This window comes from Edwardsiella sp. A.80236 (genome assembly GCF_044540725.1).
GTDB lineage: Bacteria > Pseudomonadota > Gammaproteobacteria > Enterobacterales > Enterobacteriaceae > Edwardsiella > Edwardsiella tarda.
The window spans coordinates 1-14,251 of sequence record NZ_JBIUCY010000031.1 but is presented as its reverse complement, the minus strand read 5'-3'; the positions used below and the strand labels follow the sequence as shown (position 1 = coordinate 14,251).

Sequence of the window (14,251 nt, the reverse complement as noted above, 5' to 3'; positions counted from 1 at the left end):
GAATTATCTGGCAATGGTTAAGTTGGGTTGTATCAGATTGTTTTACAAGAAATTATACAATTAAGGGACACAGCCTAACTTTCTTTCATAACAGACAAACTTTTTAGGCAAATATTTCTGTCGAGAACCATGGTATTTGTGATATTTAACAAAGCGATAGTCTTCCGCACCATAATTCCCAGCAAACTCTTCGTCATAGCCAAAGTGACGGAAGAAACGCGCTCGCGACATAAAAAAGAGATTGGAATGGCCTTTGTAGAGGCCTCGCTCATCGCTGCGGCGATAAATTTTATAAAAATTTCTACCTGGGTTTTTAGTTTTAATTAAATAGCTTAACGTCTCTTCGGGTAGTTCATGGTCAAGATCAGTGAGCAATATCTTATCTGACTTTGCATAGGTCACACCGAGATTGCGCGCTCCGGCTTGGTTCCACTTAATATCTTCAGTAATTTTTAGCCAGGTAATGTTTAAATCAAACTTTTCAATTTGATAAGAAATCGGTGAGCCATCATCGATGATAATAAATTCAATTGCGCTACGCAGGGATAACGGTAGTTGCTCATACTTTCGCAACAAAGAAAATATAGATTCAAGACTTTTCTGATTGCAATAAAAATGTGTCACATAAGACAGTTTAATATGTTGCTTATCGTTATCTTGGTGAATCATTTATTAGTTACCCTGTAAACATATCTTATGATATAGAAAATTTTTATATTATCCCATGAATGGTTAGCAATATCATCAAAGAGATAGATGATTATCTGATCGTAAATGTGATATTGTCTAGAAAGTTGCATAAGAAGCTTATCTTCGCCACTGGGCTGTCGTTCATAAACGTGGTCGTCTCGGATGCTCCTCTGACTTCTTCTCCTCCTTCTCCCTCCCACGATCAACTGTCATAAAACTGTCATAATCCATACATTTTACTGTCATCAAACTGCCTTATTTTGCTTCCTGCACCATACTTGATCCGATTGTTGATACGTTAGCTTGATAACGCTTCCCTGGAGGGAATATGAAACTGATGCGTACCGCTGTCGCTGGGATTGTCGCCGCGACCGTCTCCTTGAGTGCCACCCCGGCCTTCGCCGCTGAGAGCCTGACAGGTGCCGGCGCTACCTTCCCGGCGCCGGTTTATGCCAAGTGGGCCGATTCCTACCAGAAAGAAACCGGTAACAAAGTGAATTATCAAGGTATTGGTTCTTCAGGCGGCGTGAAGCAGATCATCGCGAACACCGTCGATTTCGGTGCCTCCGATGCACCGCTAAGCGATGAGAAGTTGGCGGCCGACGGTCTGTTTCAATTCCCTACCGTGATCGGTGGGGTCGTGATGGCAGTGAACCTACCGGGGGTGAAGTCGGGTGAGTTGACATTAGATGGTGAGACGCTGGGCGACATCTACCTGGGTAAGATTAAGAAGTGGAATGACGCGGCGATCGCCAAACTCAATCCGGGCGTTAAACTGCCGGATCAGAATATTGCCGTGGTGCGGCGTGCGGATGGTTCCGGTACCTCTTTCGTCTTTACCAGCTACTTGAGCAAAGTTAATCCGCAATGGAAGGCCGATGTTGGTGCCGGTTCGACGGTGAATTGGCCGACCGGTTTAGGGGGTAAGGGCAATGACGGCGTCGCCGCTTTTGTCCAGCGTCTGCCGGGCTCTATTGGCTACGTCGAGTATGCCTACGCTAAACAGAATAAGTTGGCGTACACCAAACTGGTTTCTGCTGATGGTCAAGCGGTTAGCCCGACGGAGGTCAGCTTCAGCAATGCGGCTAAAGGGGCCGATTGGAGCCGCTCTTTCGCTCAGGATCTGACGAACCAGGCGGGCGATAATGTATGGCCGATCACCTCGACGACGTTTATTCTGGTGCATAAGGCATCGACCAAGCCAAAGCAGACGGCTGAGGTACTGAAGTTCTTCGATTGGGCCTATAACGATGGCGCCAAGCAGGCCAATGCATTGGATTATGCCACCTTACCCGCGTCCGTGGTGGAGCAGATCCGCGCGGCCTGGAAGACGAGCGTCAAGGATAGCGGCGGTAACGCCCTGTATTGATGATTTTTCGGCACGCCCTTCCGGGCGTGCCCTATCATGATCGTTTAAGAAGAGATAGACATGGCTGATTCGCCTTCCGTTAATAAACAGCCGATGATGAGAGCGCCGAGTAAGCTCGGAGATGTGATTTTTGCGCTGTTGGTCAAGCTGGCGGCGCTGATCACGTTGTTGTTGCTGGGAGGCATCATCGTTTCCCTGATCATCGCCGCGCTGCCCAGCATGGAGAAGTTTGGCTTCGCCTTCCTGTGGAGCAAAGAATGGGATGCGCCAGCAGAGCAGTTCGGGGCTTTGGTGCCGATCTACGGTACCTTGGTGACCTCGCTGATCGCGTTGATCATTGCCGTCCCGGTCAGTTTCGGTATTGCGCTATTCTTGACCGAGTTGGCTCCCAACTGGTTGCGTCGTCCTTTAGGGGTGGCGATCGAACTGTTGGCGGCGATCCCCAGTATCGTCTACGGCATGTGGGGGCTGTTTATCTTCGCGCCATTGTTTGCCGAATATTTTCAAACCCCGGTGGGTGAATTGCTGGCTGGCATTCCCATCGTCGGTACCCTATTTTCTGGCCCGGCCTTCGGCATCGGCATCCTGGCTGCCGGGGTGATCCTGGCTATCATGATCATCCCTTACATCGCGGCGGTAATGCGCGATGTGTTTGAGCAGACGCCGGTGATGATGAAAGAGTCGGCTTATGGCATCGGCTGTACCACCTGGGAGGTCATCTGGCGCATCGTTTTACCCTTCACCAAAAATGGGGTGATCGGTGGCATCATGCTGGGTCTGGGGCGTGCGCTGGGGGAGACCATGGCGGTCACCTTCGTTATCGGTAATACCTACCAGCTGGATAGCTTCTCGTTGTATATGCCGGGTAACAGTATTACCTCGGCATTGGCCAACGAGTTCGCCGAGGCCGAGTCTGGGTTGCACACCGCCGCGCTGATGGAGCTGGGACTGATCCTGTTCGTGATTACCTTCATCGTGTTGGCGTTGTCCAAGCTGATGATCCTGCGCCTGGCGAAAAATGAGGGACGTTAAGATGGCAACGATGGATGTGCAAAACCCGCAGCAGCTGGCGGAGTCTCGTCGCCGCATGCAGGCTTGGCGTCGGCAGAAGAACCGCATCGCCCTGTGCCTGTCGATGGGCACCATGGCCTTTGGTCTGTTCTGGTTGGTATGGATCCTATTCTCTACCTTCACCCGTGGCATCGATGGTATGTCGTTGGCGCTGTTTACTGAGATGACGCCACCGCCGAATACCGAGGGGGGCGGGTTGGCTAACGCCATCGTCGGCTCCGGGCTGTTGATCCTGTGGGCAACGGTGATCGGCACGCCGCTGGGCATCATGGCGGGGATCTACCTGGCTGAGTATGGCCGTAATAGTCTGTTGGCTAACGTGACTCGCTTTATTAACGATATCTTACTGTCTGCGCCATCGATCGTCGTCGGTCTGTTCGTCTATACCATCGTCGTGGCGAAGATGCAGCACTTCTCCGGTTGGGCTGGCGTGATTGCGCTAGCGCTGTTGCAGGTGCCCATCGTTATTCGTACCACCGAGAATATGTTGAAGCTGGTGCCTGATAGCCTACGTGAGGCCGCTTATGCGCTGGGTACGCCGAAGTGGAAGATGATTTCGGCGATCACCCTAAAAGCGTCGGTCTCGGGGATTATTACCGGGGTACTGTTGGCCATCGCCCGTATCGCCGGTGAGACCGCGCCGCTGCTGTTTACGTCACTCTCCAACCAGTTCTGGAGCACCGACATGATGCAGCCGCTGGCTAACCTGCCGGTCACCATCTTTAAGTTTGCCATGAGTCCGTTTGCGGAGTGGCAACAGCTGGCTTGGGCTGGTGTACTGCTGATCACGCTGTGTGTCTTGCTGCTGAATATCGTGGCCCGCGTGATTTTCGCCAAGAAAAAATACTAATTTTGGGGTGCCGTCACGGCGGCACCGCTCACAGAGAGAAAAACGATGAGTAATGTAGTGACAGACACGACCAACAGTAAAATTCAGGTACGCGATCTGAACTTCTATTACGGTAAATTCCATGCGCTGAAGAATATCTCGCTGGATATTGAACAGAATAAAGTCACCGCCTTCATCGGCCCATCCGGTTGTGGCAAGTCGACGCTGTTGCGTACCTTTAACAAGATGTTCCAGCTCTACCCGGAGCAGCGCGCCGAGGGGGAGATCCTGTTGGATGGTCAGAACATCCTGACGGATAGCCAAGATGTGGCGTTGTTGCGCGCCAAGGTGGGGATGGTCTTCCAGAAGCCGACGCCTTTCCCAATGTCGATCTATGACAATATCGCCTTCGGTGTTCGTCTGTTCGAGAAGCTGTCACGCGCCGATATGGATGAGCGTGTGCAGTGGGCCCTGACCAAGGCCGCCCTGTGGAATGAGACCAAGGATAAGCTGCATCAGAGCGGTTACAGCCTATCTGGCGGTCAGCAGCAGCGTCTGTGCATCGCGCGCGGCATCGCTATCCGTCCGGAGGTGCTGCTGCTGGATGAGCCCTGCTCGGCATTGGATCCCATCTCGACCAGTCGCATCGAAGAGCTGATCACCGAGCTGAAGCAGGATTATACCGTGGTGATCGTGACCCATAACATGCAGCAGGCGGCGCGTTGTTCCGACTATACCGCATTTATGTATCTGGGTGAGCTGATCGAATTTAGCGATACGGATAAACTGTTTACCGCACCGGCACAGCGGCAGACGGAAGATTATATTACTGGTCGTTATGGCTGATGGTTGAGGAAGGGAATATGGATAATTTGAATTTAAACAAGCATACCTCCGGCCAGTTTAATGCCGAGCTTGAGCATATCCGCACTCAGGTAATGAGCATGGGGGGCCTGGTAGAGCAGCAACTCACTGATGCCATTACTGCCATGCATAATCAGGATGCCGAGTTGGCGCGTCGTGTGATCGAGGGAGATGCCAAGGTCAATATGATGGAGATCGCCATCGATGAGGCCTGCGTCAAAATTATTGCCAAGCGTCAGCCGACCGCCAGCGATTTACGCCTGGTGATGGCAATCATCAAGACTATCTCTGAGCTGGAGCGCATCGGTGATGTGGCCGATAAGATCTGTCGTACCGCGTTGGAGAAGTTCTCCCAGCAGCATCAACCGTTGCTGGTTAGCCTGGAGTCATTGGGGCAGCATACGGTGCAGATGCTGCACGATGTGCTGGACGCCTTCGCGCGTATGGATTTGCATGAAGCCATTCGTATCTATCGGGAAGATAAGAAGGTCGATCAGGAGTATGAAGGGATCGTTCGTCAGCTGATGACCTATATGATGGAAGATTCACGGACCATCCCCAGCGTGCTGACGGCGTTATTCTGTGCCCGCTCCATCGAGCGCATCGGCGATCGTTGCCAGAATATCTGCGAATTTATTTTCTACTATGTGAAAGGTCAGGATTTCCGCCATATCGGTGGCGACGATCTGGAGCAGTTGTTAGCCGGAAGTCGAGAGCAGTAAGCCTATCTGGCCAATACGTTTTACCGACGAGCCGCCCTGCATCGCAGGGCGGCTCGTTGCTATTAGGCGGCTAGGCGGTGTGAGTCAGTTGCCAGCCGCGTTGGCGCCATAGCGAGGGTAATTGGCGCAGATCATCGAAGGCGGTCACCAAGGGATGATCGATGGGCGGATTATGGGGATCGGCGCAAAAGTAGAAGACCGGAATACCCGCGGCGATCCCGGCATGTGCGCCGGCCGGTGAGTCATCCACCAGAATGCACTCCTCGATCGTCACTCCCATGCTTTGCGCCGCATGGTGCATCAGATCCGGTTCGGGTTTCCAACTTTGGATATCATAGCCGCTGTACAGATGATCGCCGAAGAATGGCAGCATACCGGTAGCGCCGAGTGAGCTTTGCATCTTACTGACCGGCCCATTCGAGGCGGTACACATAGGGACGCAGATCTGGCTCAATAACTCGTGGGCGTGTGGGATTGGCTGGAGTTCGCTAGCGAACAGGCGCGCGACCTCGGCGCGGTAGTGAGACTCCATCTCTGCGCGATCGGCGTGAAAAGGGTGACGACGTTGGATGATATCGATGATGTCATACAGTCTCACCCCTTTGAACTCGCGATAGATCTCATCCAGGGATAGCGTTATCCCATAACGCGCGAACATACTGACATAGGCTTTACTACAGATGATTTCGCTGTCTACCAGCGTTCCGTCACAGTCGAAGAGAATACAGCGGATACTGCTCATGGTCGTCCCTTTTGGCCAGTCGGCGCGGAAAGCCCCCGCGCCGTATCAAGATTTCTGCCTAGTTTAAACGCTCTCCTCGTCCATGCGAACCTCGGTAAAGCAGAAGTGATCGACATCGAACAGACCGAGGCTAGTCAGTTTGAGTGACGGGATCACCGGCAGGGAAAGGAACGCCATCTGGATGAAGGGTTCGTTTAAGGTCATACCGCATGCGTGGCAAGCCTGTTTGAGTTGGTCGATTACCTCAGCGATCTCTTCGGCCGACAAAGAGCTCATTAACCCGGCGATAGGTAATGGCAGATGCGCCTGGACCTGGCCGTCGGCAACGACGCATAGCCCGCCGCCGTCTTGGATGAGTTGATTGACGGCTTGCGCCATCTCCGCCGGATCGTGCCCGATGGTGACGATGTTATGGCTGTCGTGGCTGACGGTGGCCGCCAGGGCTCCTTTATTCAGGCCGCTGTTATGCAGTAGGCCTAACGCCGGGGCCTTCCCGTGACCATAGCGCTCCATCACCGCCATACGGCAGACATCTGGAGTATCGAAACCATCACCCTGCCAGCGGACGATGCAGGCCGGGGTGATCAGCTCATTGGGGATCAGCGTCAGTGCGCGGTAGGCCGTACCGGGTGTCAGCGTCAGCGTCAAATCGTCGGCGCTTAATGGCGCCCGCTGTACGGTGTTGTGCTGCGGCGGGCAACTCGCCAGCTGGCGCACCGCAGCATCGCGTAGTAACTGTGCACCATCAACGGGTTGACCTCCCGCGAAAACTTGGCGGATGGTGACCTGCTCGACATCATCCAGCAGGACGATGTCGGCCTTTTTCCCTGGGGCGATCAGACCCAGCCGTTTTAGGCCATAGTGGCGCGCTGCCGACCAACTGGCGACGCGATACGCCACATGCGGTGCTAGATGATGCTGTTGGATCAGACGGCGGATCAATGCATCGATATGTCCCTCATGGGCGATCTCCCATGGATTGCGGTCATCGGTACATAGCATGCATTGTGGGCTATTGAACTCGGTGATCAGCGGTGCCAGGGTATCCAGGTTACGTGCCGCCGACCCTTCTCGAATCATCAGCGCCATGCCGAGTGCCAACTTCTCCCGTCCCTCCTCTAGCGCCATGGTTTCATGGCAGTTCTCGATTCCCGCCGCCAGATAGGCATTCAGCGCCTTGCCATGCAACGTTGGACTATGGCCATCCAGCGTGAGATGGCGGAAGGCATCCAGTTTATCTAGGGTAGATTCATCACCGGCGATGACACCAGGGAAATTCATCATCTCCGCCAAGCCTAAAACGTGGGGATGATCGCGGTAATGCAACATCGCCGGCAGTGGGAACTCGGCGCCATTGACGTCGGTGCCAGCCAATGCGGGTACACAAGAGCTGACTTGGACAAACTGATTCTGCCGGGCACCGTCGGCGCAGCGTAAGAACCAGGCTAGCCCCGCTTCACCCATCACATTGATGATCTCATGGGGGTCGCAGACGATGGTGGTCACCCCAAGCGGTAGCGTCACACTCTCGAAGGTGATCGGTGTCATCATGCTGGATTCAATGTGGAGGTGAGCATCGATAAAGCCAGGTACGGCGACGGCGCCGCCGGCATCGATATGCTGGCGGGCCGGGGCATCGGCATAGTCGGGGCCGACGCCAGCGATGCTATCGCCGCTGATCAGGATGGGGCCCGGTCGAGTACCGCCGTTGATGAGATCTAGCAGTAAAACATTATCGATACGAATATCGGCAGGTTGCTCGCCACGGGAAACGGCCAGAAGATGCAACATTGCTGTGCGAGAAAGCGATTGCGTGTGCTTGAGGCTAATATTTTTCATTGTGATTACCTTAATCTTGTTGTTTTTATCATTTTGATATTAAAGCGTTTTTCTTTGTCTATTGTAGCGATTTTATGTATACAAGCGTTTGCGTTACATCACGTTGGCTGATCGGTGGCAAAAAAACACCAAAAAAAGGATGTGACAGACATCATAATTTGGCATTTTTAGTATAGGATAGCCATCCAAGACACTATACGGATTTCATGTATGAGCCCATCCCAGTCCACGACACCCTCTTCCCGGGGCGTATTCGAGCGCGTCTTTAAGCTTCAGGCGCATGGTACCACCGTTAGGACCGAGGTGATCGCCGGTTTCACCACCTTCCTTACCATGGTGTACATTGTCTTCGTTAACCCGCAGATCTTGAGTGCGGCCGGCATGGACACCCAGGCGGTATTTGTCACCACCTGTCTGATCGCCGCCTTCGGGAGTATTCTGATGGGGTTGCTGGCCAACCTGCCGGTTGCTTTGGCACCGGCCATGGGATTGAACGCCTTCTTCGCCTTTGTCGTCGTTGGTGCCATGGGGATCTCTTGGCAAATCGGTATGGGGGCGATCTTCTGGGGCGCTGTCGGCCTGTTTCTATTGACGGTATTCCGCATCCGTTACTGGATGATCGCCAATATTCCGCTGAGCCTGCGTGTCGGGATCACCAGCGGGATTGGTCTATTCATCGCCATGATGGGGCTGAAGAACGCGGGCATCATCGTGCCAAACAAGGATACGCTGGTGACAGTCGGTGAGCTGACTTCGCACCATGTATTGCTGGGGGCTCTGGGTTTCTTCATTATCGCCGTCCTGGCTTCCCGTAATATCCACGCCGCCGTCCTGGTCTCCATTGTAGTGACAACCACCATTGGCTTGCTGCTGGGTGACGTGCAGTACAGCGGGATATTCTCCATGCCGCCGAGTGTGACCAGTGTGGTCGGTCAGGTGGATCTGAGCGGAGCACTCAACATCGGCCTGTCTGGCGTCATCTTCTCGTTTATGCTGGTGAACCTGTTCGACTCCTCCGGTACGCTGATCGGGGTGACGGATAAGGCTGGCCTGACGGATGCCAACGGTAAATTTCCCCGCATGCAGCAGGCGTTGTATGTCGATAGCATCAGCTCGGTGGCAGGCTCGTTCATCGGTACCTCCTCCGTTACCGCCTATATCGAAAGCTCCTCTGGCGTCTCCGTCGGCGGCCGTACCGGTCTGACTGCCGTGGTGGTGGGGCTGTTGTTTATGCTGGTGATCTTCCTCTCTCCGCTGGCTGCTATGGTGCCGGCCTACGCCGCCGCGGGGGCGTTGATCTATGTCGGTGTATTGATGACGTCGAGTCTGGCTCGAGTGAAGTGGGACGATCTCACTGAGGCGGTACCGGCTTTTATTACCGCCGTGATGATGCCCTTTAGCTTCTCGATCACCGAAGGCATTGCGTTGGGCTTCATCTCCTATTGCGTGATGAAGGCGTTTACCGGTCGCTGGCGTGAAATCAGCCCCTGTGTTGTCGCGGTCGCGCTGCTATTTGTGCTGAAGATTGTATTGGTTGACGCGCACTGATCATCGGGACATACGCATGATACGATAGGGAGGGCTTCGGCCCTCCCTTGTTATTGGTGGTACGCCGATGTCGCGGTTAGTCCGGGATCGCCTGTAGGATGGTGTGACTCGTAAAGCGGAGAAAACTGGGAGAGTGGTCTAGCTCTTGGCGTTTCTCCTTATCGACGTTGGCCAAGCGTCCATTCGGCTGCATGTGCCAGTAGTGTAGGCGTTGCAATGCCGGGCTGCGGCTACAGGACCAGGCCATGTCATGATGGATGGCGCTCAAGGTCTCAACCTGAGGCGTTACGCTGGATCGCAGCTTACCGGCACCGGGTTGGATATGTAGGGTTGGCAGCCCGCTGTCACCGAGCCCAGAGATTTTTAAGATCGACTGGCGGATGGTCCAGAGCTGGGTTATCGCCTCTAAACGATCCTCCTGCCGGGCAATCCAGGCTTTCTCCGTGTTACTCAACCACTGTTGTTGCAAGGGGATAAATCCACCCTGGCGCGCTCGGATCACCTCGATGTCGAGGCCAACCTGACCGGTACAACCCAGCATCACACCGACGATATGGCCAGCGTAGGCCAGACTAAAGTCGGGCAGCGTTGGATCGATGAAGAAGGGGCGACCATGGCGGTCGATCGCCGTGCGTGGCAACTTACTGTAGCCATACAGAATCGCCATCAGTTCGGCTAGCGCCACGCGGGCATGCAGAAAGCGCTCACGTCGCTTGGGTGAGTAGTGGAGCGAGGTGGCGATGACGTCTTCGGTCAGGCGATGGACGTCTAACGGGCGATGCTCTGTGTTCCACCAGATAAAGTGGCTTTCCATAGTCACTCCCTGCATTATCGAGCCAGATTGTGCGACAGGCGCCGATAAGTTGAGCGCATGTATGTTGTCTATACCCCTGAGAATTATTTATCCTTTGGCAAAATTTGATAATTGCTATGTATGTAATGTGTGGCGCAGCGCACTGATTTGCGCCAGTTGTCTGCCGCGAGTGTGAACTGAGAGGTCATGATGATGGAAAAGAAGGGGTAAGCGCGGGTTCGCCTGGGTAGCCTTGATATTGCTGGTGGTCGGCCTCGCGTGCACACCATTGCGCGCGTTGTGTTCGGATCTGACGGCGTTGCGTCAACTGCTCGGCACATTCGGATTTTTTTATGGGGCGATCGGCTATGTGCTACTTTTCGTCGTTGCCTCGCTGTTACTGTTTCCGGGCAGCGCCTTGGTGATCGCGGCGGCGCTGCTGTTTGGCGCCTTCTGGGGCACATTGCTCTCCTTGTTGGCCGCGACATTAGCGTCGGCCTGTGCCTTCTTGCTGGCGCGTCATTTAGGACGCGAGTGGTTATTGTCACGTTTCGGTGATCGTCCCCTGTTTCAACGTATCGCCCGCGGAATCGGTGTCTATGGCGTCGATTTTTTGATCTTTACCCGCTTAGTCCCCTTGTTCCCCTATAACATCCAGAACTATGCCTATGGGCTGACGGATATCGGCTTCTGGCGTTATACCCTGATATCGGCCTTAACGTTGTTGCCGGGAACCTGGGTGTATAGTTACCTGGCGGCGACGTTAGCCGAGCAAGGTATCACCTGGCGTGTCAGTGTGGAGTTGTTGCTGTGTGGAGTGCTGTTGTTCGCCTTGACGCAGGCGGCCCGTCGAGTGTATCGGCGTTGTCTGACGGTGGTTCAGGATCAACCCTCAAGCGTGGAGGCTAAACGATGAGTCAGGAAGAGGACGTGATGGAGCGCGATATGCTGTTTCATCAAGCGATGGTCGGGGTGAAGCCTTTACTCTCCGATCGGGTACAACTTGCCCTGCAGAGTGCACCGAGCGAGGCTCAGCTCGCCCGGCGCGCGGCGGCGCAGCAGGTATCGACGGCATCGTCGGATTATCTCTCTCTGGAGGGCGTCGAGATGTTACACCCCCACGATCTGGTGGGATTTAAACGCGAAGGAATCCAGGAGGGGGTCTACCGTAAGCTGCGTCTGGGAAAATATGCGTTGCAGGCGGTGCTGGATCTGCATCGTCATACCCTGAACGAGGCCCGGAGCGCCTTACTACAGTTCATCGCGGACTGTTTAGCGCGCGACATCCGCACCGTACTGGTGTTGCATGGTAAGGGGGAGCGTAGCCAGCCCCAGGCGCTGCTGAAGAGTTATGTCAGCGCCTGGCTACCGCAGATCCCCGAGGTGATGGCGCTACACAGTGCCGAGCGGCGTCACGGCGGTAGCGGCGCCCTGTATGTCCTACTGCGTAAGAGCGAGCGGCGTAAAGCCGATAACCGTGAACGCCATCAGAAGCGCTTAGGCTGAGCTTGGCGGGGTTAATTACCCCGCCGCCCTCTCACTTACTTGCCGATGCAGAAACTAAAAATGTAAAACCACTCAAAGTGTTAGAAAGCTGTTGGCGCACATGTGGAGTGCAACCTTTTGTTAGGTTTTGCCATGGAAGAACCCATTCTAGGGGATTTTTAGCATGTTAAAAGTGGGATATCTGGGAAAGTGGGACAAAATTATTATCTGTATTGTTACTCATTTTGAAGTTTGTTCTGTTGGTGCAAACTATTGATTTATAATAATAAATTCACGAATGCTCTTGCGTTTTTCTGCCTCCATGCGAATCTTTATAAAGCAGGAGGTAATCATGAAAAAATACCCATCTTTATCATTAATTGCTTTATGTGTGTCCTTGTCTGGTTGTGCAGCCGAGCCTCGTCATTATGCTCAAGATGAATCTCGGGCTTTAAATCTAGCGCGAGCCGGAGGCATCTACGATTTGGATTTGAGAGATTCCTACGATGGTACCCACTCTTATAGCAAGGGTATGCTGGTTCCGTTGCTTGAGTTCGCTAGGTTAACTACTTCATTGGATGATCCGCTTAGTCGTCTTTCTGGTACGCAGACGTTCGCGTTTAACGCTACCGATATCATGATGACACCAGACAATCCCTCGGCTAGACCAAGTCTAATGGGATGGATGCCCGCATCTGCTGCTACTTCAGAATCTCAGGCTTATGAGAAATACGTGCATCTTATCGAGCAGGCAATCCTGCATGTGGCCGATGATATGGCGTTGAATGTCACTAAGCTGAGTAATGTTGAAGTGCCGAAAATTGATGGCCATCCCATGATTCTTTGGTCTGTTGAAAGCGCTGACCATGGATGTGGTATTGGTCAATGTGTGATTGCTTACAACATTACGACGCCTTATCTCTGGAAGAGCCCGCACTACATTAAAGATGGTGAATCCGAAAGCTATAACATCACTGCTAATCACCTGAAGAACTATTCTCGCTTTGTTTTCCGCCAGTCAGGACCACAAAACTTTCCAATTGATGAGTTTTATAGAGCCGTCAGTGCTGCATTGCCATCGTGGATGGTGATCTATTACCCACCAAACCATGTCGTTAAGGATGGCCAATCTCTCCCATATCCAGTGCTGTATGAGCAAGGGGAACAACTGTTGTTTAAGGAGCCTGCATTATGAAAAGTGAATATCAGGAGCTAGACAATATTGTTCTGGCGATGGATGAAGTTCAAACGGACCCCGTAATTCTTACTTACCTGATCAGTCATCTATTGACGAGAAATTCGCTGTTTCATCAGCCTAGAGTTGGATGTGTCAAATGCAAGAGCACGGGAGAATTAGTCTATCCCCATAGCTGGATTGAGCTTCCAGATGGTTGGATTGTTGATCTCAGGCTGAATCAGGCTTTCAACACGTTCGACCGCTATCCGCAAGGCATTTTCGAGCCATCATCCTACCGAGACCTTCAGTATTTCGGTATGCCACTTACCGTGCCTGAATTCGAACCATCTGAACTTGATGAAATGACTGATTTTATGTTTTCCAAGTTATTCAGTTTGCAAGGAATGGGCATTTGAGTGAGCGGAGGTAGCTATGACGGCATTTGAGTGGGGAATGCTTGGGTTATTCCTATTTTTTAGTTTGGTCACCTTCTGGTGTCTTTACAGCTATAGAGCCAACCAGAAATTGTCAGGCCAAGGCAAATCTCAAGTCGAAGAGTGGGAGAGAAAACATGAGTCAAAATCTCAAAAATGACTTAGTAAATATAATGTTGCTTGGTGTTCTGCTACTCGGATTGATGTTGGCTCAAGACTCTGGATGGGGGTTCTTGCTTGCAGGCTTGCCATTAGCCATTTGGTGTTTTAAAGCTTTCACATTTATCCAATGCAGATGGTGGTTAGCCGTACCATTTTGGTGTGCACTTACTTATTTGTGTTGGCAAATGTCCCTGGCACTTTGGGCTGTCTATCTATTCGTTGCGTTTGTCAGAAATATGATGGAGTTGAATAGATCCTACCCAATGCCAAGTCGTCATAAGCGAATGAAACCAGATCTTTCCATTTTCCCTGATAGCTTTGATTACGACTACCGAAACCATATTGGGTTTGATGATTGATTTTTGGTTCTTAGCTGGTTTCTTTTGAGTATACCCCATAAAAACCACTCAATACCCTCTCGAAAATAATATTGAAACCATTTATATTGATGTCGTTTTCAGAAGACGGCTGCACTGAACGTCAGAAGCCGACTGCACTATAGCAGCGGAGGGGTTGGATCCATCAG

The 14,251-nt window shown here is 52.7% G+C and carries 14 protein-coding genes and 1 pseudogene; 11 read left to right on the top strand and 4 right to left on the bottom strand.

Annotated elements, in window-relative coordinates; all coding sequences use genetic code 11:
* Positions 1–75: 75 nt before the first annotated feature.
* Positions 76–669: pseudogene (locus ACEQFP_RS16805) on the bottom strand (glycosyltransferase); the annotation flags it as partial.
* Between the two features lie 349 nt (positions 670–1,018).
* Here ACEQFP_RS16805 and pstS point away from each other — a divergent pair.
* The 5 genes from pstS to phoU are packed head-to-tail and all read left to right on the top strand — an operon-like array spanning position 1,019 to position 5,545.
* Complete coding sequence (gene pstS, locus ACEQFP_RS16800; protein ID WP_005291187.1) at positions 1,019–2,059, top strand: phosphate ABC transporter substrate-binding protein PstS; 1,041 nt, start codon at positions 1,019–1,021, stop codon at positions 2,057–2,059.
* A 60-nt stretch (positions 2,060–2,119) separates the two neighbouring features.
* Positions 2,120–3,091, top strand: coding sequence for a phosphate ABC transporter permease PstC (pstC, locus tag ACEQFP_RS16795; RefSeq protein ID WP_005291184.1), 972 nt, complete (start codon positions 2,120–2,122; stop codon positions 3,089–3,091).
* Position 3,092: 1 nt separating this feature from the next.
* Complete coding sequence (gene pstA, locus ACEQFP_RS16790; RefSeq protein WP_005295702.1) at positions 3,093–3,980, top strand: phosphate ABC transporter permease PstA; 888 nt, start codon at positions 3,093–3,095, stop codon at positions 3,978–3,980.
* A 45-nt stretch (positions 3,981–4,025) separates the two neighbouring features.
* On the top strand, positions 4,026–4,805 hold the full coding sequence (gene pstB, locus ACEQFP_RS16785) for a phosphate ABC transporter ATP-binding protein PstB (protein ID WP_005291170.1): 780 nt from the start codon (positions 4,026–4,028) through the stop codon (positions 4,803–4,805).
* 17 nt (positions 4,806–4,822) lie between these two features.
* Entirely contained in the window at positions 4,823–5,545 is a 723-nt protein-coding gene (gene phoU, locus ACEQFP_RS16780; RefSeq protein ID WP_005295697.1) for a phosphate signaling complex protein PhoU, read from the top strand.
* Between the two features lie 70 nt (positions 5,546–5,615).
* Here the strand turns inward: phoU and yieH are convergent, their stop codons facing one another.
* Positions 5,616–6,287, bottom strand: coding sequence for a 6-phosphogluconate phosphatase (gene yieH, locus ACEQFP_RS16775; RefSeq protein WP_035598609.1), 672 nt, complete (start codon positions 6,285–6,287; stop codon positions 5,616–5,618).
* A gap of 63 nt (positions 6,288–6,350) precedes the next feature.
* A complete protein-coding gene (gene adeD / locus ACEQFP_RS16770) occupies positions 6,351–8,126 on the bottom strand; it encodes an adenine deaminase (protein WP_370547114.1) in 1,776 nt (591 codons plus the stop codon).
* Positions 8,127–8,336: 210 nt separating this feature from the next.
* Between adeD and ACEQFP_RS16765 the strand changes: the two genes are divergently transcribed.
* Positions 8,337–9,674 carry an NCS2 family permease gene (locus ACEQFP_RS16765; protein ID WP_035602796.1) on the top strand — a complete coding sequence of 446 codons (1,338 nt, stop codon included), beginning with the start codon at positions 8,337–8,339 and terminating at the stop codon, positions 9,672–9,674.
* 76 nt (positions 9,675–9,750) lie between these two features.
* On the opposite strand, the gene ACEQFP_RS16760 is transcribed toward ACEQFP_RS16765, so the two are convergent.
* On the bottom strand, positions 9,751–10,488 hold the full coding sequence (locus tag ACEQFP_RS16760; RefSeq protein ID WP_005295690.1) for a 4'-phosphopantetheinyl transferase superfamily protein: 738 nt from the start codon (positions 10,486–10,488) through the stop codon (positions 9,751–9,753).
* 238 nt (positions 10,489–10,726) lie between these two features.
* Between ACEQFP_RS16760 and ACEQFP_RS16755 the strand changes: the two genes are divergently transcribed.
* The 5 genes from ACEQFP_RS16755 (at position 10,727) to ACEQFP_RS16735 (ending at position 14,084) form a co-directional block, all read left to right on the top strand.
* Positions 10,727–11,383: a TVP38/TMEM64 family protein gene (locus ACEQFP_RS16755; RefSeq protein WP_370547572.1), complete on the top strand. Its 657-nt coding sequence runs from the start codon at positions 10,727–10,729 to the stop codon at positions 11,381–11,383.
* On the top strand, positions 11,380–11,973 hold the full coding sequence (gene smrA / locus ACEQFP_RS16750; protein ID WP_005291149.1) for a DNA endonuclease SmrA: 594 nt from the start codon (positions 11,380–11,382) through the stop codon (positions 11,971–11,973). The genes ACEQFP_RS16755 and smrA overlap by 4 nt, the downstream gene beginning before the upstream one ends.
* 331 nt (positions 11,974–12,304) lie before the next feature.
* Complete coding sequence (locus ACEQFP_RS16745) at positions 12,305–13,147, top strand: hypothetical protein (RefSeq protein WP_302528784.1); 843 nt, start codon at positions 12,305–12,307, stop codon at positions 13,145–13,147.
* Positions 13,144–13,545, top strand: coding sequence for a hypothetical protein (locus ACEQFP_RS16740; protein WP_265845195.1), 402 nt, complete (start codon positions 13,144–13,146; stop codon positions 13,543–13,545). The genes ACEQFP_RS16745 and ACEQFP_RS16740 overlap by 4 nt, the downstream gene beginning before the upstream one ends.
* Before the next feature lie 155 nt (positions 13,546–13,700).
* A complete protein-coding gene (locus ACEQFP_RS16735) occupies positions 13,701–14,084 on the top strand; it encodes a hypothetical protein (protein WP_302528785.1) in 384 nt (127 codons plus the stop codon).
* Positions 14,085–14,251 lie beyond the last annotated feature (167 nt).